This is a genomic window from Butyrivibrio sp. WCD3002, assembly GCF_000424265.1.
GTDB lineage: Bacteria > Bacillota > Clostridia > Lachnospirales > Lachnospiraceae > Butyrivibrio.
This window is the reverse complement of the sequence record NZ_AUJO01000001.1, coordinates 87,665-111,646: the sequence shown is the minus strand read 5'-3', so window position 1 is coordinate 111,646 and position 23,982 is coordinate 87,665. Positions and strand designations below refer to the sequence as shown.

The window sequence follows — 23,982 nt, the reverse complement described above, 5'->3', positions numbered from 1 at the left end:
CGTAATCTCCAACTCACATTCCCATTCCGCCATCAACCAGAAGAACCTGTCCTGTGATATATCCACTTTTTTCATCTGCAAGGAAAAGAGCTGCATTTGCGATATCTTCAGGGGTTCCCAGCCTGCCTGCGGGGATACTGTTTTTTATCTGTTCCTTAGCATTATCACTCATGGCATCTGTCATATCCGTAGCTATCATTCCGGGAGCCACGGCATTTGCCGTGATATTTCTTCCCGCCAGTTCCTTTGCTATGGACTTTGTCATGCCGATAAGTCCAGCCTTACTTGCAGCATAGTTTACCTGTCCTGCATTTCCATGAACGCCAACTACGCTGGAGATATTGATTATCCTTCCATATCGTTTTTTCATCATGGGCCTTGCCGCCATCTTAGTAAGTAAAAAAGCACCGCGAAGATTAACATCAATAACTCTGTCAAAGTCGTCAGTTTTCATCATGGCCATCAGCGTATCCTTGGTAATTCCTGCGTTATTTACAACCACATCAATACTTCCGAACTCATCCATGGCTGCATCCACAAGTGACTTTGCGGTATCTTCCTTTGACACATCACCTTTTACGCTGATAATCCTGCCTTCTCCCCCGGTCTCTTTACAAAGCCTGATTGTTTCCCCTGCAGCCTCATCATTTCCCGCATAATTCATAACCACGTTGTAGCCATTTTTATAAAAAGAGACTGCAATCTCTCTTCCAATTCCCCTTGCGGCGCCGGTAATTATGGCTGTTCTTTTAGTGCTGTCCATATCTTTTCCTTTCAGGATTAAATGTTCTTTCCAAACTCACTTAAATCCGCTTTAGCTCCAGCTTGAAGCCAGTGCCTCTATATCCTCCGATGTCTCTACCGTATAGCATTCAATGTCATCTATCTGCTTTTCTTTGGCACATCTTTTCACAAAGCCTGTCAGTGCCTTGCCGGGACCGATCTCTACAAATCTGCGGACACCCTTATCGAGCATATAGTTCAGGCTGTCTGTCATTTTTACGCCGCTCTTAACCTGTCCCTTCAAAAGTTCCGGTATGGTCTGATCGGGCAAAAGCTCCTTACCTGTCAGATTAAAGACAACAGGAACCTTTTCATTTCCAAAATCCAAATTCTCAAAATACTTTTCCAGCTCATCCCCGGCACTCTCCATAAGAGAAGTGTGAAAGGGTCCGCTTACGTTTAAAGGCACGCACCTTTTTGCTCCTCTGTTTTTGGCAAATTCCGCAGCAGCGGATACAGCAGCCTTCTCTCCGCCTATTACAAGCTGCCCCGGACAATTATCATTGCAAATGGAAACCACACCAAGGCCTTCTGCTTCATCTACGCAGCTTTGAAGCTCCTGCCTTCCAAGTCCCATAACAGCTGTCATGGCACTGTCTACACCCTCCGCTGCCTTTGTCATGGCATCACCCCTAAAGGCTGCAAGCCTGATCACTGTCTTTTCATCAAAAACTCCGGACGCACAAAGAGCCGAATACTCTCCAAGCGAAAGTCCCGCCATCATATCAGCCTTTATCCCGAGCTTTTTCAGAATCGCCGATACCCCGGCAGCAAAAGCGACCATACAGGGCTGTGTGTACCTTGTCTTACTAAGTAGTCCATTCTCGTCTTCAAAGCACATTTTTTTAAGGTCAAAATCCGTTTCCGCATTGTCATAGACCTGTCTGAATTCCTCATAATCCCTGTAGAGATCTTCGCCCATTCCCTTGTGCTGACTTCCCTGACCCGCAAATAAAAACGCTGTTTTCATCATTTCATTAGCTCCTCAAAAATCTCTCTTACAGGCCTTATCTCTTTTATCTGGCCGCAGGTCTGACCTGCCATAAGGCTTCCTGTTTCAGTGTCACCGTCAAAAACAGCTCTCCTAAGGCTGCCAAGCGTGAATTTCTCCAGCTCTTCTATGCCTGCTCCCGCTTTTTCCTGCTTTATGTACTCCCTGCTCATCTTATTCTTAAGAATCCTCACAGGGGTTCCTCCGATTCTGCCTGTTACGATTGCATCCGTACCCTTTGCCTTTATCACGGCATTTTTATAGTTCTCATGGATTGGACATTCATCGCTGGCAAGAAGACAAGTTCCAACCTGAACACCGCAGGCTCCAAGAGCAAAAGCAGCCTTTACCTGTCTCGAATCAGCTATTCCTCCCGCAGCGATAACAGGAATATCAACCGCATCCACAGTCTGAGGAACCAGAGTCATGGTAGTCATCTCTCCCACATGACCGCCGCTCTCACAGCCCTCAGCTATAATTGCATCAGCCCCTGCTTTTTCAAGATGCCTTGCAAGTATAGGTGCTGCCACAACAGGTATTACCGTGATTCCTGCTGCCTTCCATTTCTCCAAGTATTTCCCCGGATTTCCGGCTCCTGTCGTAACGACCTTTACATTCTTTTCCACTACAATATCCGCAAACTCATCTGCATCAGGATGCATCAGCATGATGTTTACACCAAAGGGCTTGTCTGTTTTTGACCTGCAGATGTCTATCTCATCCCTTAGCATCTGCGGATTCATACCACCCACGCCTATAAGCCCAAGGCCTCCCGCATTAGAACAGGCAGCTGCAAATTCACCCGTGGCTATATTCGCCATGCCTCCCTGAATTATTGGGTATTCAGTTCCAAGTATTTCATTTAGCTTTTTCATGTTTTCACCTTTATTTATGGATTTGACTGCGCGCTTATTGATAGGATTATTCCTCTTGATTCCCCTTATCACTTTCCATCGTATTCAATAAGCACACCGGCCCAGGTAAGTCCTCCGCCAAAGCCCACCAGCATCAGTTTATCTCCGTTGTGGATTCTCCCCAGTTTAACCAGTTCATCAAGAGCCATTGGCACTGAGGCAGCGCTGGTATTTCCGTATCTGTCCATATTTTTATAAAACTTATCCGGATCCGCCTTAAGCTTTTTCACACAGTGATCAAGAATCCTGGCATTAGCCTGATGGCATATTATCTGACTAACTTCATCCAGACTGATACCTGTTTTAGCTTGCAGTGCACCTATACATTTTGGAATTGCAGCGGTGGCAAATTTGAAAACTTCGCTGCCATCCATTTTTATCTTGGTGACTACAGGCCCTGCGCCTTCAACACGTATCTCGTAGCCTCCCCTTGCCCCAAGAACGGAGGCGTATGACTTTTCTTCACTTAGCTTCACTACAGCAGCCCCGGCACCGTCCCCAAAAAGTACGCAGGTGCTTCTGTCTGTCATATCCATTAGCCTTGATAACTGTTCACAGCCAATTACAAGGCCATACTTTCCATCGCTTCCATCAAGCAGTCCCCTTATAACCTCAAGTCCATATATAAATCCGCTGCAGGCCGCATTTACATCAAGAACCGGAATGTCCTCTTTCAGCCCAAGCTGTCTTTGTACTATACATGAAAGGCTTGGTGTAACATATTCTGCCGAAACTGTAGCGCATACAATCGCATCAATGTCCCCAATGCTTATGCCTGATCTTGCGATTGCCTCTCTTGCCGCAGTCTCTGCCAAGGTATATGTACTCTCCCCCTCGTCGCAGAACCGTCTTTCCTTTATACCTGTCCTTGTAGTTATCCATTCATCATTAGTATCAACCAGCTTGGAAAGGTCATCATTTGTGACCCTTTTGCCTGCCACGGCCATTCCGGTCCCGACTATCGATATTTTTCTCATATTTTCATCCGATCTTCCTGAATTTCATCTGTCTGTCACTCTTGAGCTCTGCTTCCGAAAGACTCATCAGTTCCTTCAGATGGTTATAAATCACTTCATCTGTATTTTTCATAACGTTCTTATAATCCCTCTGTGCTCCCCCAAGAGGTTCCTTTATCACTTCATCTGCTATCCCTGCCACAAAAAGATCATCAGCGGTAAGCTTCATTAGCTCGCAGGCTTCCCTGTGTCTTCCGGAATCCTTCCAAAGAATGCTGGCAAAGCCTTCAGGGCTAAGAATCGAATAAACGGCGTTTTCAAGCATCAGCACTCTGTTGGCAACACCTATTGCCAGGGCTCCTCCCGAATTTCCCTCCCCGGTAACAACAGATATAACCGGCACATGGTACTGACTCATCTTTGCAAGATTCATGGCAATGGCTTCCCCTTGTCCATGCTCCTCTGCCTCCATTCCGGGATATGCTCCCGGAGTATCGATGAAGGTGATTATGGGACGCCTGAACTTTTCAGCCTGATTCATAAGCCTTAAAGCCTTTCGATATCCTTCAGGGCATGGCATTCCGAAGTTATATTCGATGCTCTTTTCTATGCTGTGGCCTTTCCTGTGTCCAAGAACAGTAACGGGAATCCCGTGAAATTTTGCGATTCCTCCGTAAATACTCTTATCCTCATCAAAAAGATGATCGCCCTTCTGCTCAAAAAAATCTGTAAAAAGGCCTTCGATAAAATCATCAATATGAGGTCTTGCATTGTGCCTTGCAAGATAGACCTTTTCATCAGGGCTCAGCTTTCTGCACTCGCTAAGGAAAAAGCCTCGCATTTCTTTTAGCTTATCGATCTCTTTTGAATGTCTGTTCCAGCTATCATACTCAGAGGTTACACTCTCAAGCTTCTCATCACTTTCATTTGTCTTCTTTACAAGCGCTTTTGTTTCCTTACCTGCCGTAGCCTTAAGAGCCTCTATCTGTTCGTCTATCTTCTCGACCTTTTTTAGTATCGTTTCTATCATCTGACCTTACCTCCGGGTAACAAATTAATCCCTTACGATATTCCTATCCTGGCAGCTGCATTTACCTGCTATGAAGCTCTAACAGCTTTAAAAGAGTTGCTCTCATCTGATCTCTTGGCACTATCTTGTCCACAAAGCCATGGCTCTCAAGGTACTCACTTCGCTGAAAGCCCTTTGGAAGCTTTTTATGGATTGTCTGCTCGATTACTCTTGGTCCCGCAAAGCCTATAAGCGCTCCCGGCTCAGCCAATGTAATATCTCCAAGAGAAGCAAAGCTGGCTGTGACGCCGCCTGTTGTGGGATGCGTTAAATAGCTGATATACAGTCCGCCTGAGGCATTGAATTCCTCTATAGCTGCCGCAGTCTTCGCCATCTGCATCAGGCTGTAAATTCCTTCCTGCATTCTGGCTCCCCCACTTGCCGAAAAAATGATAAGGGGCAGCTTTTTCTCTGTGGCATACTCAATGGCTCTTGTAACCTTCTCACCAACTATGCTGCTCATGCTTCCCATAAAAAAGCGGCTGTCCAGCACTATTACCGTTACCTTGTGACCGCCGATTTTTCCTATGGCTGTCACAGCTGCTTCTTCAAGTCCAGTGGTCTGCTTTTGTTTTAGCAGCTTATCCTTGTACTCCGGAAAATCCATAGGATCCTCAGCCTTAAGCTCAGCATTAAGCTCGAAAAAAGTTCCAGGATCCAGAATCAGCGATAATCTGTAGTATGCGCCGATGCTTCTGTACTTACCGCAAACAGGGCATACATAGAAATTATTCTGCCAGTCTTTTTTCAGTGCTCTTCTTCCGCAGGATTTGCAGGTGATAAAAACAGGCTCCATATCTTTCTTCAAAAAAGCATCACCAATATCCTTTTTTACCTTTGCTGGAAAGGATATCGCATTCATTAAAGGTCCCATATGTACCTCCGGCTTTTCTTATTTGTTTTTGTTGATAGCTTCAAGAACGTCACTTACTGTGTGAAGCTCTGAAATTACTTCATCCGGGATCTTGATTCCAAGCTTCTCCTCGATCTCCATGTGAAGTTCAACGATTGCCAATGAATCAGCCCCAAGATCATCAATGAGGTTTGCATCAGGTGTAACCTTGTCCTCATCTACTCCAAGTGTGTCTGCAATGACTTCTTTGATTTCATCTAAATTCATTTTAGTTATCTCCTTTTTAGTTAAATATTATTTAGCTAATTACATTTGAAATATTATAGCCTGCTTTTTTATTTGTCAACGCTAAACTGTTTTGGTGGTTTTGGGTTTCCTAGAGAATTGCACAGAAAAGCACAGAAAAAAGGCCCTTGGCACCATTGCCAAAGACCTTTTATCATTCATTATTCTGTTTGTATGCATAAACAACCAAAGTACTAACTGCTTCCTGCGTTAATCACTTAGCTCTCTGCACGTTATTTACCTTTTGCACCTCTCTTGGTGTTTTTCCGAAAATCTGATCCATAAGAGCAAACTTCTTCTTGCCGCTGACATCAAGAGTATGTCCGGGCTTTACCTTAGGATCTCTTGTGAAGTGCTTCTCATTGAGTTTATAGTTCTGATAATCGTTGGCTTTTTTCTTCACCTGGTTCCAGGATTTAGAATAAGCCCTTAAAATATCAATATTTTCGACTATTCCGTTTTTGGCATACTTGGACAATCTTTTACGTGTGTCTGAGTTGAAACTGCTAAGAGGCATATTGGTCTTATAATTTTCTTTGGCTTCAATAATCTTTTCTGCCAGGTTGGTGAATACTTTGATTTCATCATAGAATTTATTATACTGTGATGAATTCATCTTACCCTTGGCAGCTTTCGCCTGATTCTTAAGATTCAATGCCCATGCAGTTTCTTTTTCATTATAGAGATCCGGTGCCTTAGCCATGTCCTCGGATTTATCAATCACATTCTCTACTGTTGTAGCTCGCATTGAACTTGTTCTTGAGACATTCGATTCACTTTTTCGTACATTGTCAAGCAAATCATTAAATGTAGTAGGTCTGACCGAAATCTTTTCATCAACGATTGAAGCAACCTTCTCATTTTTTATCTCCTCAATTTTCTCCATGTCAAGACCCCAATCGAGATCCCTATTGAATCTTCTCAGATCACTAAAAAATGTCTCAGTATCTGCCTTTGATAAACCGTCTGTAAGAATATCAAAACCGGTTCTTCCATCATCTTGAGGCTCTGTAAGAAATTTGTTGAAGTTCTCAAGTTTTTCAAGCCCATTCTCTATTAAATTGGGGTCATTCTCAACAAGGCCACAAAATCCCTCAAACAGATCCATTAAAATCGATCTATTTGGATCTACAACACTCGTGTGCATCCAGGTTTGATTCACACGCTGTTCTATCGCTCTTACTGAATCAGAAGCATATAGTTTTTTATTGAATATTTCTGACGCTGTCTTAGGCATATCATTTCCTCCTGCAATATCAGATTAAATTTATATTTTTATTGTCACTATAATATATGCATCAGATATAAAAAAACCACGCATTCCAGATTGTTTCAAAAAAAATAAAGGTCTGCAACCGTTCGGGTTACAGACCTTAAATCATGTTATTTATCTTTTACAATAGGCTCTATCTGAGATACCAGATTATCAATATGCTCGAACACACTACTCTTAGTGGTGCCCAGGGAATTAACTCTGTCAAGCTGATTAACAAGGGCATCGTACTTCCTGTTGATCTCCGTGAAGCTGTTGCCTATTCTGTTAAGCTCATCAGAAGCGGTGTCCGCAGTGTCGGAGATTTCCTCCTGAACTACATTGGCACCGTTTGCACTCTCGATGATCTCATCAAAGGTTGCATTGGTCTCATCAACTTCCTGAATGCTCTTATCCATGGCAGCAATGGAATTCTGCATGCTGATGGAAAGCTTCTCACTCTCTTCGCCGGCCGCATCGATTGAAGCATTAACCTGACTGATCATTACCTTGATCTCATCTGCCAGCTCTCTTACTTCCGTAGCAACAACGGCGAAGCCTTTACCGGCAGCTCCGGCTCTTGCAGCTTCGATTGAAGCATTAAGTGCAAGTAGGTTAGTCTGGGTTGCGATACCGATGATCTTTTTCATGTAGTCTGAAATCTGATCAACAGCACTCTTGAAGTTCTCAAAGCCCTGTGTCATCTCATCAAAGCTTGCTCTTACTTCATTGGAGCTGTCCTTTAATTCAGATACTTTATTCTGAGCATTCTGAACGCTGTTCAAGATATTAACCTTAACATCTTCAAACTTACCGGCGCTTTCGTTTACAGCTGCGAACATCTCATTAAAAGCATCCATCTGATCTCTTAGGTCATTGTTACTCTTAATAACATTCTCTACAGCTTCGCCCATATCATGGATTTCTGTAAGAGAGCTAACCTCGTTCTGAACGAGCTCCTTTTGGAATTTTTTTACAGAATCGGCAATATAGATAAGCGATTTCTTCTTACTCTCATCCATATCTGCCTTAGGAGCGTTTACTTCGATATTAACTTCCTCTGTTTTCTTTTTAAAAATATCTGTAAACATATTCGTCTCTCCCTCATTCAAATACAATACAGGTCATTGTCTGGTTAACAAATTGGGTATTGTAATGCTCTCCAAATCCAATAAGTCCGCAGGAAGGTCCAAGCTGTGCTATCTTTCCAAGATAGCTGTTCAGCTCTCCTCTTTCCTTCAGAACCAGATATCTGAAGATACAGTTGACTGAATATATACCCGATATTTTCGAAAAATCATTTCTTATTTTGTTCACTGTATGCTCAGCTACTTCCATGGGATTCTTCATCTCAAGAAGTGTGAGAATATCAGAGTCATTTATCTGTCTGTACAGGATAAGTCCGCTTCCTGCTACATCCTTGATGGAGCAGATGCAAACATCATTTCCTATCATCTTTCCAAGAGGATTCTTGAAGGTCTGGTCGATGATTTCTTTATCAGACTTTGCGCCTGTCAGATCCATATAAACCTGTTTTGCGGAGCGTCCGTTAAGCTCTCCAAGATAATACTTAGCCTTATCTGTCTTGGATGCGATAAGCTGACGGTTATCCATGGGCTCGTAGATGTTCTCCTTATAGGATTTAACCTTGCCGCCCTCATTTTTGATAACGGCATAACTCATGGCATCTTCATATACCTTACCGTTTAAGGAAACCTTGCCGGCATCACCTGTAGCGCCCATAACCTGAAGATTATATCTGTCAAGAAGGCTTCTGAGTGTGGTAAGAACTGCAGCGTCATTTCCTGCACAGAAATCGATTATTGCAGTATTCTCCTTGCCGGGCTTAATCTCGTCAAGGTCCTTCTCAAGTCTTCCAACATCACGAGCAGGCATTGTTGATACCTTCTCAAGAACGCCGGTCCTGACTTTGACTCCCTCTGTAAAAGCTGTGATCTGAAGTCCTGACTCCTGAATAGCGGAATCATAGCTCATACCAACACAACCAATGCTGGGAACACCGGGGAACTTCTGCTCAATTTCGGCAACGTTCTTATCAAAATTCTTCTCGTCACATGTAAAAATGATAAGCTTGGGGACTGACAGACCTCTGGATGCATCTGCTACGCTTCCTGATGCACTTTTTCCGTTAAACATTTTCATAAGGCATATTCTCCTATTTAAAGAAATCAAAAATACCCATCTGTTAACATAATATCATTTGAATAAGTGTCATAACAGTAGTAGTGTGCTATATTTTGTTAAATATTCTATTAAAATTTAATAAACTCGGGAAGTGACAGAGACGTTCGCCAGATGGTTTTCTTTGGTAGGTGCATTCTCTTGATGGATTTGTTGATTTGTTACGTTGATTTGTTACGGTTGATTTGTTGCTTGCTATACGTGGATGGATATCATTTTCTTTGATCATCCCCGTAATCCTGAGCCAGTTTTCTGCCATCCTTACGGGGATGGATGGTATTTCTCTTAATTATCCCCGTAATCAAGGCTCAATTCACTGCTATTTTAACGGGGATGGATGACATTTCTCTTATTCATCCACGTAATCTAGGTTCAATTCACTGCTATTTTAACGGGGATGAATAGTATTTCCCTTATTCATCCACGTAATCAAGGCTCAATTCACTGCTATTTTAACGGGGATGAATGGCACTTCCCTTATTCATCCACGTAATCAAACTCTAGACATACCCAAAAAAGCTCGTTGCATCATTAGACTCGGAAAGCGCTGACCGAGCTATCATTGGTTCTCATTGAATGGTTCACTTCACTGCATCATCAGACTCGGAAAGCGCTGACGCACTTCCCTCGTTACCGTTGGTTCTCATATATCCACACCGTTAAATAAGACATAGCGCGTCTTCGACGCTTCTTAAATTAAAAAGGACACATCCTTTCGAGTAAACTCGAGGATGTGTCCTTTTTTAATTTAAGTGCTTCGCACTCTATGTCTTATTTAACTCCCTGGATGCATTCGTCCCTATCGCTTACATCATTCCCATTCCAGGATTGCCTGCGGGCATGGGGGGAACGGGTTCTTTGATTGTTGCTACGGCAGCTTCTGTTGTGAGGAAGCTTGAAGCAACTGATGTTGCGTTCTGAAGAGCACTTCTTGTAACCTTGGCAGGATCGATGATACCGTCCTTAACCATGTCTACATACTCTTCTGAATATGCATTGAAGCCGATTCCCTGCTTAGACTCCTTAACCTTGTTTACGATTACAGAGCCGTCAAGGCCAGCGTTGTTTGCGATGTGGAAAAGAGGAGCCTCAAGTGCCTTAAGAACAACCTTAGCACCTGTCTTCTCGTCGCCTTCGAGCTTCTCAGCAAGCTTAGCAACTTCCTTTGATGCGTGGATGTATGCGCTACCACCACCGAAGATGATACCTTCCTCAACTGCTGCTCTTGTAGCGTTAAGAGCATCTTCCATACGATACTTAGCTTCCTTCATCTCTGTCTCTGTAGCAGCACCTACTCTGATAACTGCAACACCGCCAGCGAGCTTAGCAAGTCTCTCCTGAAGCTTCTCTCTATCGAAATCAGATGTTGTATCCTCAATCTGCTTCTTGATCTGAGCAATTCTAGCCTGGATTTCCTTCTTGTCGCCAAGACCGTCAACGATAGTGGTCTTCTCCTTCTCAACCTTGATGCTCTTTGCACGTCCAAGGTCGTCAAGAGTTGTATCCTTAAGCTCAAGACCAAGGTCAGAGCTGATTACCTTACCGCCTGTAAGAATAGCGATATCCTCGAGCATAGCCTTTCTTCTGTCGCCATAGCCGGGAGCCTTAACAGCTACTACATTGAATGTACCACGGAGCTTGTTAACGATAAGAGTTGTAAGAGCCTCACCATCAACATCCTCAGCGATAATAAGAAGCTTAGCGCCAGTCTTAACGATCTGTTCAAGAAGAGGAAGGATATCCTGAATATTGGAAATCTTCTTATCTGTGATAAGAACATAAGGATCATCAAGATTTGCTTCCATCTTATCCATATCTGTAGCCATGTAAGCTGAGATATAACCACGATCGAACTGCATACCTTCAACGAGGTCGAGCTCAGTCATCATTGTCTTGGATTCCTCGATTGTGATAACACCATCGTTAGAAACCTTCTCCATAGCGTCAGCGATCATCTGACCTACTTCGTCATCACCTGATGATACAGCGGCAACTCTCATGATCTGATCCTTGCCCTTAACCTTTGTAGCCATCTTGCTGATTGAAGCAACAGCTGCATCTGTAGCCTTCTTCATACCCTTTCTGAGTACGATGGGGTTAGCACCTGCTGCAAGGTTCTTAACACCTTCATTGATCATAGCCTGTGCAAGAACTGTAGCTGTTGTTGTACCATCACCTGCTACGTCGTTAGTCTTGGTAGCTACTTCCTTAACAAGCTGAGCGCCCATGTTCTCATAAGCATCCTCAAGCTCGATCTCTTTTGCGATTGTAACACCGTCGTTTGTGATTGTAGGTGCGCCATAGCTCTTATCAAGAACTACGTTTCTGCCCTTAGGTCCAATTGTAACTCTTACTGTATCTGCAAGCTTATTAACGCCTTCTACCATAGCTGTGCGGGCGTCAGCGCCGTACTTAATTGTCTTTGCCATTTTTAAATGCCTCCGTATATTTTTTACCCTCATCCGCCCTTCGGGCACCTTCCCCCTACAAGAGGGAAGGCATAGATGATATTGTTATTTGATGATAGCGAGAATGTCGTTCTGCTTAACGATGATGTATGTAACGTCATCAAGCTTTACTTCTGTTCCTGCATATTTTGAATAGATGACATTGTCACCCTTCTTAACCTGCATCTTTACTTCTTTACCATCAACGATTCCGCCGGGGCCTACTGCAATAACCTCAGCCTGCTGGGGCTTCTCCTTCTCAGCGCCGGGAAGAACGATTCCTGACTTTGTAGTCTCTTCAGCCTCAAGCTGCTTAAGTACAACTCTGTCTGCAAGTGGTTCTAACTTCATTTTTAATGCCTCCTTATATCTTTATTGCATTTATTAACTTTTTAAATTGTTAGCACTCATTTAATTCGAGTGCTAATCATCAAAAAATATATTATATCCATTCATGATGTTTGTCAAGAAAACAAGCAAAAAAAGGTAATAAACAGCTGTTTTTATAAAAATAATATTAATTAATCCTGATTTTTTCTGGGTATATCTTTACCGGAAAGATCGATGTAATTATTCTTTAGGGCTTCTGCCCAATATTTCTCCGGAATATCTGGCCAGCGCACCATTCCTCTCTCCTCCTCGCAAAGTCTCATTGCCTGAAGGAGTATTGCTTCGCTTAGGTCTATTCCTGTTCTTATGGTATGCATCTGAATTGCTGCCCAGGCCGGTGCATACTCGCACATTCCGGATTTTGTAAATTCCTTAAGAAGCTCATGCCTGTCATACTTTATCTGAATCAGTTCCTCGTCAAAGCCAGATGCACTTCCATGCAATATGGCAAACTCAGTGAATTGTCTGCTGTTCCTCGGAAGGCCCAGAGATCCCGGATTAACTGCCTTCCTGTCTCTGTAGATAAAGGATTCCTGTACATGAGTGTGGGCATGCAAAAGCATATTTGTCTTACACTTATTCATTGCCCTTTTAAGACTTCTTTTTTCAGCAAAAAGCACTTCCGAAACGCCCGTTGGTGAACCGTGGCAATACTCAAAGCCCGGAAGCTTCTTTGGACTGTAAATACCATATATTGGCAGCGATTCAAAAAAGCTAAAGTCCTTATCCGTAAGCTGTTCATAGGTGAAAAGAAGTGATCCGCTGGCAGAACCCTTGTACCATCCGCTCTCACCGTTCTTTTTATAGTTAAGAAGGAACTCCTCCCTGTTTCCGCGAACTATATAACAGGTGAAATACTGCTTAAGTACATAAATAAGCTCCATTGTCTTTTTGGGATTTGGCCCGTCAGCCACAAAATCCCCAAGCAGTATATAGTTTGTTATTCCTTTTCCCATGCAATAATCTATGACTGCCTGCAATGCCACATGATTGCTGTGAACATCGCCCCAAACTGCAATATCCATACTCTCCTCCGTGTCTTAACACTTAGATTAATGATATCACCTTTCTCTGTTTTTTTATATTTTTATAATAAGTTGTTTATACACAAAAAAGACTCCTTATGAGAAAATATTATTGGTTCGGAACATGGAGTTGGTTCAGAAAAACAATCCGCACTGCAAATTCATTCAAAGTCAAGATTGGAGGGTCAGGATGGCTAATAATCGTGAAGATCTGATACGCTCTCTTGCAGGCGTTATGGGTATGAGTGGTGAACAGAAGAAACAGGACTCGCATTTTGATCCTGCAACAGGAACTCTCTACTGCGGAAGTAAGGTTTTCTCACAAACAGACATCGCTGAAGCGAAGAAATTCTGTACAACAAATATGAAAAAAATGGCTGAGATTCAGGACAATGCAGCAATGTACTATGAGATAGCTGCTTCTGCCATTGAAATGCTTGAGCAGGACAGCGTAAAGAACGGCGGTAAAGTGGTGGTAAAGGAAAACTGATAAACATGTCTCCTCATGATGATGATTTCTTCATTATCGTTTTAGAAAAAGCGGTGTCGACCTTTAAGGCCGGTACCGCTTTTTCGTTTTACTTATGTGTATTCAGTAAATTTACAGAAGGTGTGCTCTAAGCTCCTCTCCGCTGAGCTCTGAAAGATATGCAGGAGCAATATCCAGCATGGTCTTGCAGCCTGTCTGTCCTTCGCTCTTCATGCGATGAGCCGCTCTTGCAACAGCAACAAGAACACTTGTGGTAAATTCAGGGTTGGAATCGAGCTTCAGGCTATATTCAATGATGTGATTATGCTCTTTATCCGCACCTGTCTTACCGCTTCTGAATACGAAGCCGCCATGAGCCATTCCGCTGTGATCTCTAAGGAGCTCTTCCTCACTGATGAAATGAACTGTTGTATCATAATCAGCGAAATAATTGGGCATCTCTTTGATTTCCTTCTCAACAGCTGCTGCATCTGCGCCATCCTCAAGCACTACAAAGCACTCTCTTGTGTGCTTCTGTCTGGTTGACAGCTCCGGATTCTCACCGTTTCTTACAGCTTCAAGAGCTGCTTCTACAGGGATTGTGTACTGCTTTGCATTCTTTACACCCTTTACGCGGCGAATAGCATCTGAGTGTCCCTGTGATACTCCCTTACCCCAGAAGGTGTAATCTTTACCATCAGGAAGAATAGCATTTGAATAAACTCTTGCCAAAGAGAACATTCCGGGATCCCATCCGCAGGAGATTACTGCCACATTGCCTGCAGCCTTAGCCGCTGCATCAACATTTGCAAAATGCTCCGGTATTCTTGCGTGAGTATCAAAACTGTCTACAACGTTAAATGTTTTTGCATACTCAGGTGTCTGCTCAGGAAGATCGGTAGCGCTTCCTCCGCAAAGAATCATTACATCGATCTTATCCTTATAGCTCTCTACGTCATTTACAGATACAACCGGAACGCCCTCTGTTTTGATCTGAAGGCTACCCGGATCACGTCTTGTAAAAACTGCAACCAGTTCCATATCAGGAGCTGCCTTTACTGCAAGTTCAACACCCTTTCCAAGGTTACCATATCCTAAAATTCCAATTCTGATACTCATTGTCCTGTCCTCCGATTTTTAAACTTTGGTAAAAATAATACACCAACACGTCACTTTGTTAAAGTGTTTTTTTTTACATTAGTTATTCATTAATCGATTCTGAGGATAAGACCCAAAATATTCTTGGCAGCTTTCTCAAGCTCTTCTCTGGTGATTCCGCCCTTTTCAAGTGCCATAAGTATTCTCTCCGGATAGCCGCAGCCCATCTTCATATCGTTACCGGCTTTGCATTCCTTATAGTTTTCACCATAGGTCCACCAGTCAGTTGTAACCATACCGTCAAAGCCCCACTCTCCTCTGAGGATTCCTTCGAGCATGTCTTCATTTTCGGAAGCTCTTCTTCCATTGATGATGTTGTAGGATGTCATTATGCTCCAAGGCTGTGACTCCTTAACAACGATCTCAAATGCTTTCAGATAAATCTCTCTGATTGCTCTCTCGGATGCACGTGAGTCACTGTTCTTTCTGTTAGTTTCCTTATTGTTAAGAGCAAAATGCTTTGCTGTAGCGCCTACACGGTTACTCTGGATACCTCTTATCATACCTGCAGCCATTTTTCCTGTAAGATAAGGATCCTCTGAGTAATACTCAAAGTTTCTTCCGCAAAGAGGTGAACGATGAATATTCATGGCAGGAGTAAGCCATACACCGATATTGTTCTCCTTAACCTCTTCTCCGCCTGCAATACCTACCTTCTCAGCTACATCAGGATCCCATGTACATGCAAGAAGTGTTGCACAGGGGAAGGCTGTTGTCTTTACGCCAACTTTAGGCTGGATTCTAAGACCTGCAGGGCCATCAGCCGTCATTACATTAGGAATACCAAATTCAGCATTGTTTCCATAACCAAAGGTATTTGCAACTGCCACATTAGGCTGTCCGCCAACAAGCCATGCAATATCCTCATCTGAAAGTGCCTTAACAAAATCATCAAGGCTAAGCTTTCCATCGGCTACTTCCTCAAGCTGAGGCTTGCCGGACGGCTCAAAGCTGTGTCTATACTCCGTAGGACGAACCTTGGGCATGGAATGAAGAGGTCCGTCAAGCTCAACATCCTTAAGGATATTTTCATTGTATTTTGAAGCATCACCCTGGGGCAGCTCCTCAAAGCTTCCATCAGAGAGCATTCTCTTCTTAAGGTCTACAGGAGCCATTCTCTCTGTAAGCTGACATACAACCTCATCCTTATCCTGAACATAGTCTGTATCAGCCTTCTTTACATTTCTTACATCTGTTCCAACGTAGAAGGTGTACTTGCCCTTCTCAAGGACATAAGCTGACTTCTGAACCTTTCCAAGATCATCATAGGAAGCCATGTCGGCTACGGGGAATTCGATTATCACGCGCTGTGACTGACCGGAAAGAAGCTCTGCGGTCTTCTTAAAGCCGATAAGTGTCTTTTCAGGCTTTCCAAGCTTACCCTGAGGAGCGCCAAAGTAGACCTGAACTACTTCTTTTCCGGGATATTTGCCGATGTTTGTAACATTGGCTTTTACTGTAACCTTGCCATCTTCAACGGCAACCTTGACACGATTCAGATTAAAGCTCGTGTATGAAAGGCCATAGCCGAAGGGATATATTACCTTCTTGTCAGCACCCTTTATTGTCTCAAAATAACGATATCCCACATAGATATCCTCTTCGTATTCAACATAATCATCGGAATCGTGGAAATGCTCTGTTCCGGGATAGTCAGCCAGGTCTCTTGCAAAGGTATCTGAAAGCTTACCACTGGGTGTTCCGATTCCAAGAAGAAGCTCAGCTGTTGCAAGTCCGCCTTCCATACCGCCCTGCCATGCTATAAGAGCAGAATCAATCTTCTCACTTTCCTTTATCCAGGATACATCAAACATTCCGCCGATATTAAGCACAATAACTGTGTGAGGGAATGCGGCTGTTACCTTATCGACAAGCTCCTTCTCAGCCTTGGACAGATAGAAATCACCTTTCTCAAAAAGCTTATCTGTCTCATCAACAAGCTCCTGTGCAACATCCTTGTGCTTTCTTCCATCGTCGTTATCGGCCTTTCTGTCCCATCCCTCACCTGAATATCTGCTGATTGAAATAACAGCAGTATCAGTAAATGCCAGTGCCTTTGTGAGAAGCTCCTGCGGAAGCTCAGGCTCTGCAATAAGTCCGGGCATTTTCCCTGCTTCATAAAGGTCTCTGACATATTTCTTATAGAATTTAACTGTGTCGTCAAATACACTTACTTCAGATGAAAGCTTCTTAAAGCCCTCAGCCAGATTGGTTACGTAGGGAACAGTTACATCACCTGATCCGCCGCCACCCTTTACGTAATCAATAGAAGCTTTTCCGAAAAGAGCAATCTTCTTACCTCTCTCAAAGGGAAGAAAGCCTTCTTCGTTTTTAACCAGAACCATGCCCTCTTTTGCTGCATTCTTGGAGATCTCAATGTGCTCCTTAGATGCCGTAACTCTTGTTCCATCCGCTCCAAGAGGGAGATTCGGATGATACTTAACTCTTTGCCATTTTGCCATTTGAATGTACCTCCATTACATTTAACCCAATTAATATATGAACATTATAAATGGTCTTTCCGGGAATCTATATCAATAATTCCCTAAAAATATAAAAATACACAGAAAAAAAATCGGGCATCACCGTAAAGATGATGTCCGACTCATTATTTATTACTCACTTAACAGGCAATTTTTAAATTACTTGTTTGCGATAGCTGCCTGAGCTGCTGCAAGTCTAGCAACAGGTACACGGAAAGGTGAGCATGATACATAGTCAAGGCCAATCTTGTGGCAGAACTCAACTGATGAAGGATCTCCACCGTGCTCTCCGCAGATACCAACGTGAAGCTTAGGATTAACGGGCTTACCAAGCTTAAGTGACATATCCATAAGCTTACCAACACCTGTCTGATCAAGCTTAGCGAAAGGATCGTTCTCGAAGATCTTCTCATCATAGTAAGCGTTAAGGAACTTACCAGCGTCATCACGAGAGAATCCAAATGTCATCTGTGTAAGGTCGTTTGTACCGAAGCAGAAGAAGTCAGCCTCAGCAGCGATCTCGTCAGCTGTAAGAGCAGCTCTCGGGATCTCGATCATTGTACCAACCTCATACTCAAGCTTAGCACCAGCTGCAGCGATCTCAGCATCTGCTGTCTCACATACAACCTTCTTAACGAACTTAAGCTCTTTAACTTCACATACAAGAGGAATCATGATCTCAGGCTTAACGTTCCAATCAGCATGCTCCTTCTGAACCTCAAGAGCAGCACGGATAACAGCCTTAGTCTGCATCTTAGCAATTTCAGGATATGTAACTGCAAGACGGCATCCTCTGTGACCCATCATAGGGTTGAACTCGTGAAGAGAAGCAATGATAGCCTTGATCTCCTCTACGCTCTTACCCTGAGCATCTGCAAGCTTCTTAATGTCTTCCTCTGTTGTAGGAACGAACTCATGAAGCGGAGGATCAAGGAATCTGATTGTTACAGGGCAGCCCTCAAGTGCCTCATAAAGAGCCTTGAAGTCTTTCTGCTGATAAGGAAGAATCTTCTCAAGAGCAGCTTCTCTCTCCTCAGCTGTGTCAGAGCAGATCATCTCACGGAATGCAGCAATTCTGTCTTCCTCGAAGAACATGTGCTCTGTACGGCAAAGACCGATACCCTCAGCACCAAGCTCACGAGCCTTCTTAGCATCAGCGGGTGTATCAGCGTTTGTACGAACCTTAAGCTTTCTGAACTGATCAGCCCAATCCATGATACGTCCGAACTCGCCGGCGATCTGAGCGTCTACAGTCTTGATAACGCCATCATAGATGTTACCTGTTGTACCGTCGATTGAGATGAAGTCTCCCTCGTGGAACTCTTTACCAGCAAGTGTGAACTTCTTGTTCTCCTCGTCCATGTTGATGTCGCCACATCCTGAAACGCAGCACTCACCCATACCACGAGCAACAACGGCAGCGTGTGATGTCATACCACCACGAACTGTAAGGATACCCTGAGCAGCCTTCATACCTGTGATATCCTCAGGTGATGTCTCAAGACGAACAAGGATAACCTTCTCACCTCTCTCAGCCCAAGCTACAGCGTCATCAGCTGTGAATACAACCTTACCGCAAGCAGCACCGGGTGATGCACCAAGGCCCTTACCCATAGGTGTTGCAGCCTTAAGAGCAGCTGCATCGAACTGAGGATGAAGAAGTGTATCAAGGTTACGAGGATCGATCATTGCTACAGCTTCTTCAGGAGTCTTGTGTCCCTCATCAACAAGGTCACAAGCGATCTTAAGAGCAGCAGGAGCTGTTCTCTTACCGTTACGACACTGGAGCATATAGAGCTTCTTGTTCTCAACAGTGAACTCCATATCCTGCATGTCGTGATAGTGGTTCTCAAGTGTATCACAAACCTTGATGAACTCAGCGTATGCTTCAGGGAATTCCTTCTCCATCTGAGCGATCGGCATAGGTGTACGAACACCGGCAACTACGTCCTCACCCTGAGCATTGATAAGGAACTCACCCATAAGCTTATTCTCACCTGTTGCAGGGTCACGTGTGAATGCAACACCTGTACCGGACTCATTATTAAGGTTACCGAATACCATAGGCATTACGTTAACAGCTGTTCCCCAAGAATAAGGGATGTCGTTGTCACGACGGTAAACATTTGCACGGGGGTTATCCCATGAACGGAATACAGCCTCGATAGCAAGCTTAAGCTGCTCTACAGGATCTGAAGGGAAATCAGAACCAAGCTGGTTCTTATACTCAGCCTTAAACTGCTCAGCAAGCTCCTTAAGATCAGCTGCTGTAAGATCTACGTCAAACTTAACACCCTTCTGCTCCTTCATCTTGTCGATGAGCTGCTCGAAGTACTTCTTACCTACTTCCATAACAACGTCTGAGAACATCTGGATGAAACGACGATATGAATCATATACGAAACGCTCGAATGCAGGATCAGGATTGCCCTTGATCATTGCAGCAACTACCTCGTCATTAAGACCAAGGTTAAGAATTGTATCCATCATACCAGGCATTGATGCACGAGCACCTGAACGAACAGATACGAGAAGAGGGTTCTGAAGATCGCCAAACTTCTTGCCGTTGATCTCCTCCATCTTCTTAACGCCTTCCATAGCCTGAGCCATGATCTCGTCGTTAATCTTACGACCATCTTCATAGTACTGTGTGCAAGCTTCTGTTGAAATTGTGAAGCCCTGAGGTACAGGAAGACCGATTGATGTCATCTCAGCAAGGTTTGCACCTTTACCACCGAGAAGGTTTCTCATGGTCATGTCGCCTTCGCTGAACATGTAAACGTATTTTTTCGCCATTTCACTACCTTTCTTACCGATATTCGATTCGGTAAATCCCTTTCCATTTATGTTACTATTTATAATTATCCATGCTCTGGCACAGTAATTATCTCTTTACACGCCTCCTGGTGAATCCTGCCGGGAAGGCCAAAAATTAAGCGGGAATAAATCCCTCAAATATGAAGATATCAAACTTCTCTCTGTTCCTATCCAGCTCTTCCTGACTCTTAATAGTCCATGCTGCAGCTGTGTTCTTATATAAGCTGTGGCACAAGGTCCTGGACAGGTTATCCGCATGCTTGTGGTTATAAGCCACAAAGTCAGGTCTTGTAAGGAAATTAAATATGAGGAATGCAAGCATAAAATAAAGCGGAGTATGCATTACCTGGTCTATCTCATGGAAAAATTCCTCTGAAAGCTGTCCTCTGAAAATCTCGCTGTGATTTTTCTTAAGCCAGTAAACACCAAGCGGATTAAAGGATTCGATGCAATAGACTCCGTTGTATCCTGAAAGCAGGTCATAAGCCTTCTGACAAACCGACAGGTCAAATCTCTCGATTTTGAGCTCTACGATAAGCGGAACTCTTCCATCAACAAGCTTGAGAAAATCCTCAAATCTCGGTATTCTCTCATCAGAATCAAGAAGATGAAACTGTTGCAATTCCTCAAAGGTGTAATCGATAACCTTCCCGGCTACACCAAGGGAGCCATCCTCGTTCTTTACAGCATCTGCAGGGATCTGTCCCTCTTCATATCTGGCAACTCTTGCCAGTGTGAAGTCGTGAAAAACTACCGGAACTCCGTCCTTCGTAAGCTGAACATCAAGCTCGATTCCGTACCCTCCATCAACAGCCTTCTTAAAAGCAGCCATTGAATTCTCGGGAGCAGCTGACTTATTGTCATGCAATCCTCTATGGGCATACAAATTCTGTTTTAGCAGTTCATGGGAAATGGCTTTTTTGCTCATCCCGGGCATAATTGCCAGAAAATAAAGGATGATTAAAACCACAATGATTATCAGTAAAATCTTTAAAAACATTTTTCACACTTCCTGCTTTTTTGTCTTACTTAGACGCCCATGATATTTTAATATCTTATGTCTTTTTTGACAAGTACAAAATTCAAAATGTCAAGAGTTTTTAGTGCAATTTGCAAAAATTGTTTTCCTCTGCCCTATATAGTTTAGCATTATGGTACATATTTTTATCATTAACCCTTCATTAACTTTATTAAAAAGGTATTAAATCCAAACAAAAATCCCCACCTGCATATCTTGTCTGCAGATGGGGAATAAAACCATTAAAATATCAGAGCTTTTTACCAGTGAGAAGCTCGTATGCTTCCTCGTATTTAGCGATTGTCTTATCGATTACGTCTGAAGGAAGATTATAGTCGCTTTCAGGGTTAGCCTTTAACCAGTCGCGAACAAACTGCTTATCGAAGGAAGGCTGTGACTTACCGGGCTCATAACCCTCAACAGGCCAGAAACGGCTGCTGTCAGGTGTGAGCATCTCATCAGCAAGAACCACTTCACCTTCTTCATTAAGACCAAACTCAAACTTGGTATCAGCGATAATAATACCCTTTGTAAGAGCATAGTCTGCACACTTCTTGTAAAGAGCGATTGTATAATCACGAAGCTTCTCGGCATATTCCTGACCGTGTCCGGGGAAATCTCTCTCGAGAACTTCTACTGAGCGCTCAAAATCAATATTTTCATCATGATCACCTATCTCTGCCTTGGTTGAAGGTGTATATATGGGTTCAGGGAGCTTATCACATTCCTTAAGTCCCTCAGGAAGCTTGATGCCGCATACAGTTCCGTTTTCCTTATAACTATTCCAGCCGCTTCCTGTAATATAGCCACGCACGATGCACTCAACGGGGAGCATTGTAAGCTTCTTACAGAGCATACTGTTGCCGGTAAACTCCGGTTTTCTGAAAAATTCAGGCATGTCAGCTGTATCGGTGCTGATCATGTGGTTATCTACGATATCCTTTGTGTAATCAAACCAAAACTTTGACATCTGAGTAAGGACTGTACCCTTTTTCTCAACCTTGTTCTTGAGGATTACGTCAAAAGCTGAAATTCTGTCGGTGGCAACCATGATAAGTGCATCACCTACATCATAAATCTCTCTTACCTTACCCTCTTTTACCGGACTGTATTCCTGCATAATTCTCCTCCTTCAGTGCTTTGCGCAATGTTTAAACTAGTTTTTCCTGCGGGGCAGGATTCCTTCCATATTTCGGAAGGCTATATGATAAATTGATCAGAAGATCAATCATCATTATCTTCATCTTCGTTAGTACTGTAAACTGTACGTTTTCTTGCCATTGCATCACTTTCAAGATACTCATCATAAGTGGAGCGCTTATCGATAAGTGAGCCGTCAGGCAGGATTTCCATTATTCTGTTTGCTGTTGTCTGTACGACCTGGTGGTCACGGCAGGCAAAAAGCTCAACTCCGGGGAACTTGATCATACCCTGGTTAAGAGCTGTGATTGATTCCATATCAAGGTGGTTGGTAGGCTCATCGAAAATAAGGCAGTTGGCACCGCTGATCATCATCTTACTGAGCATGCAGCGAACCTTCTCTCCTCCTGATAATACCTTAACCTTTTTAACACCGTCCTCACCTGCAAAAAGCATACGGCCAAGGAATCCACGGACATAGGTTACGTCCTTAACCTCGGAATAGCCCGTAAGCCACTCGGTGATAGTGTAGTCATTATCGAACTCGTGTGAGTTGTCCTTGGGGAAGTAAGCCTGTGATGTTGTTACGCCCCACTTGTAGGTTCCTTCATCGGGCTCCATCTCGCCTGTAAGAATCTGGAAAAGTGTGGTTTTTGCAAGCTCATTACCGCCAACAAATGCAATCTTATCATCATGCTGAACAACGAATGAAATATTGTCCAGAACCTTCTCTCCATTAATGGTCTTGCTGATACCATCTACTGTAAGAACCTCGTTACCGATCTCTCTCTCGGGTCTGAAATCGATGTAAGGGTATTTTCTTGAAGAAGGCTTAATTGTATCAAGCTCGATCTTCTCAAGGGCCTTCTTACGGGATGTTGCCTGCTTACTCTTACTTGCGTTAGCAGAGAATCTTGCAATGAATTCCTTGAGCTCCTTGATCTGCTCTTCCTTCTTTTTATTAGCTTCCTTCATCTGACGAATCATCAGCTGTGAAGACTCATACCAGAAGTCATAGTTACCGGCATAGAGCTGAATCTTGCTGTAATCGATATCAGCGATATGAGTACATACTTTATTAAGGAAGTAACGGTCATGGGATACAACGATGACTGTGTTCTCAAAGTTAATAAGAAACTCCTCAAGCCATGCGATAGCATCCATATCCAGGTGGTTGGTAGGCTCGTCCAGAAGCAGGATGTCGGGATTACCGAAAAGCGCTCTTGCAAGAAGAACCTTGACCTTCTGATTACCGTCAAGCTCGCTCATAAGCTTGTAATGATACTCTGTATCGATTCCAAGTCCGTTAAGAAGACTCTCTGCATCAGACTCAGCTTCCCATCCGTTCATCTCAGCGAACTCAGCTTCAAGCTCACTGGCTCTTATTCCGTCTTCATCTGAGAAATCTTCTTTTGCATAGATAGCATCCTTCTCCTTCATGATCTCATAGAGACGGGCGTTACCCATGATTACTGTATCAAGAACAGTGAATTCATCATATTTGAAGTGATCCTGCTCTAAGAAGGAAAGTCTCTGACCGGGAGTGATTACTACATCTCCGTTCGTGGTCTCAAGCTTACCTGATAATATCTTAAGGAAAGTAGATTTTCCTGCGCCGTTGGCACCGATGATACCGTAGCAGTTGCCCTCTGTGAATTTAATATTTACATCCTCAAACAGAGCCTTTTTGCCGACTCTTAGTGTGACATTGTTTGCACTGATCATATTGA

At 43.4% G+C, this 23,982-nt stretch carries 20 protein-coding genes; 1 reads left to right on the top strand and 19 read right to left on the bottom strand.

Annotation, left to right across the window (positions count from 1 at the left end):
• Positions 1-13: 13 nt before the first annotated feature.
• The 13 genes from fabG to G608_RS0100420 all read right to left on the bottom strand — a co-directional run bounded on the left by fabG (position 14) and on the right by G608_RS0100420 (position 13,167).
• Entirely contained in the window at positions 14-763 is a 750-nt protein-coding gene (gene fabG / locus G608_RS0100480) for a 3-oxoacyl-[acyl-carrier-protein] reductase (protein WP_026494344.1), read from the bottom strand.
• 51 nt (positions 764-814) lie between these two features.
• A complete protein-coding gene (gene fabD / locus G608_RS0100475; protein WP_330366802.1) occupies positions 815-1,756 on the bottom strand; it encodes an ACP S-malonyltransferase in 942 nt (313 codons plus the stop codon).
• Positions 1,753-2,649: a nitronate monooxygenase gene (locus G608_RS0100470; protein ID WP_026494342.1), complete on the bottom strand. Its 897-nt coding sequence runs from the start codon at positions 2,647-2,649 to the stop codon at positions 1,753-1,755. The genes fabD and G608_RS0100470 overlap by 4 nt, the downstream gene beginning before the upstream one ends.
• A 68-nt stretch (positions 2,650-2,717) precedes the next feature.
• Complete coding sequence (locus G608_RS0100465) at positions 2,718-3,665, bottom strand: 3-oxoacyl-ACP synthase III family protein (protein WP_026494341.1); 948 nt, start codon at positions 3,663-3,665, stop codon at positions 2,718-2,720.
• A gap of 4 nt (positions 3,666-3,669) precedes the next feature.
• Positions 3,670-4,674 (bottom strand): acetyl-CoA carboxylase carboxyltransferase subunit alpha, encoded by a 1,005-nt coding sequence (locus G608_RS0100460; RefSeq protein WP_026494340.1) that lies wholly within the window; start codon positions 4,672-4,674, stop codon positions 3,670-3,672.
• A gap of 61 nt (positions 4,675-4,735) precedes the next feature.
• Positions 4,736-5,587, bottom strand: coding sequence for an acetyl-CoA carboxylase, carboxyltransferase subunit beta (gene accD, locus G608_RS0100455; RefSeq protein ID WP_026494339.1), 852 nt, complete (start codon positions 5,585-5,587; stop codon positions 4,736-4,738).
• Between the two features lie 18 nt (positions 5,588-5,605).
• Positions 5,606-5,833, bottom strand: a complete 228-nt coding sequence (gene acpP / locus G608_RS0100450) for an acyl carrier protein (RefSeq protein ID WP_026494338.1) — start codon at positions 5,831-5,833, stop codon at positions 5,606-5,608.
• A 232-nt stretch (positions 5,834-6,065) separates the two neighbouring features.
• Complete coding sequence (locus G608_RS0100445; RefSeq protein ID WP_026494337.1) at positions 6,066-7,088, bottom strand: hypothetical protein; 1,023 nt, start codon at positions 7,086-7,088, stop codon at positions 6,066-6,068.
• 146 nt (positions 7,089-7,234) lie between these two features.
• On the bottom strand, positions 7,235-8,194 hold the full coding sequence (locus G608_RS0100440) for a methyl-accepting chemotaxis protein (protein WP_026494336.1): 960 nt from the start codon (positions 8,192-8,194) through the stop codon (positions 7,235-7,237).
• 13 nt (positions 8,195-8,207) lie between these two features.
• Positions 8,208-9,266, bottom strand: a complete 1,059-nt coding sequence (locus G608_RS0100435) for an FIST signal transduction protein (RefSeq protein WP_026494335.1) — start codon at positions 9,264-9,266, stop codon at positions 8,208-8,210.
• Between the two features lie 845 nt (positions 9,267-10,111).
• Entirely contained in the window at positions 10,112-11,734 is a 1,623-nt protein-coding gene (groL, locus tag G608_RS0100430) for a chaperonin GroEL (RefSeq protein ID WP_026494334.1), read from the bottom strand.
• 84 nt (positions 11,735-11,818) lie between these two features.
• On the bottom strand, positions 11,819-12,103 hold the full coding sequence (locus tag G608_RS0100425) for a co-chaperone GroES (RefSeq protein WP_026494333.1): 285 nt from the start codon (positions 12,101-12,103) through the stop codon (positions 11,819-11,821).
• A 170-nt stretch (positions 12,104-12,273) separates the two neighbouring features.
• On the bottom strand, positions 12,274-13,167 hold the full coding sequence (locus G608_RS0100420) for a metallophosphoesterase family protein (RefSeq protein ID WP_026494332.1): 894 nt from the start codon (positions 13,165-13,167) through the stop codon (positions 12,274-12,276).
• 190 nt (positions 13,168-13,357) lie between these two features.
• Here G608_RS0100420 and G608_RS0100415 point away from each other — a divergent pair, with 190 nt between their 5' ends.
• Positions 13,358-13,657: a hypothetical protein gene (locus G608_RS0100415; RefSeq protein WP_026494331.1), complete on the top strand. Its 300-nt coding sequence runs from the start codon at positions 13,358-13,360 to the stop codon at positions 13,655-13,657.
• Positions 13,658-13,768: 111 nt separating this feature from the next.
• Here the strand turns inward: G608_RS0100415 and G608_RS0100410 are convergent, their stop codons facing one another.
• The 6 genes from G608_RS0100410 to G608_RS0100385 all read right to left on the bottom strand — a co-directional run bounded on the left by G608_RS0100410 (position 13,769) and on the right by G608_RS0100385 (position 23,977).
• Entirely contained in the window at positions 13,769-14,755 is a 987-nt protein-coding gene (locus G608_RS0100410) for a diaminopimelate dehydrogenase (protein WP_026494330.1), read from the bottom strand.
• An 89-nt stretch (positions 14,756-14,844) separates the two neighbouring features.
• On the bottom strand, positions 14,845-17,256 hold the full coding sequence (locus tag G608_RS0100405) for a glycoside hydrolase family 3 protein (protein ID WP_026494329.1): 2,412 nt from the start codon (positions 17,254-17,256) through the stop codon (positions 14,845-14,847).
• Between the two features lie 180 nt (positions 17,257-17,436).
• Positions 17,437-20,073 (bottom strand): pyruvate, phosphate dikinase, encoded by a 2,637-nt coding sequence (gene ppdK, locus G608_RS0100400; protein WP_026494328.1) that lies wholly within the window; start codon positions 20,071-20,073, stop codon positions 17,437-17,439.
• 136 nt (positions 20,074-20,209) lie between these two features.
• Positions 20,210-21,094, bottom strand: coding sequence for a glycerophosphodiester phosphodiesterase family protein (locus tag G608_RS0100395; RefSeq protein ID WP_026494327.1), 885 nt, complete (start codon positions 21,092-21,094; stop codon positions 20,210-20,212).
• A gap of 268 nt (positions 21,095-21,362) precedes the next feature.
• Positions 21,363-22,232: a phosphoribosylaminoimidazolesuccinocarboxamide synthase gene (locus G608_RS0100390; protein WP_026494326.1), complete on the bottom strand. Its 870-nt coding sequence runs from the start codon at positions 22,230-22,232 to the stop codon at positions 21,363-21,365.
• 104 nt (positions 22,233-22,336) lie between these two features.
• Entirely contained in the window at positions 22,337-23,977 is a 1,641-nt protein-coding gene (locus tag G608_RS0100385; protein ID WP_026494325.1) for an ABC-F family ATP-binding cassette domain-containing protein, read from the bottom strand.
• Between the last annotated feature and the right edge of the window lie 5 nt (positions 23,978-23,982).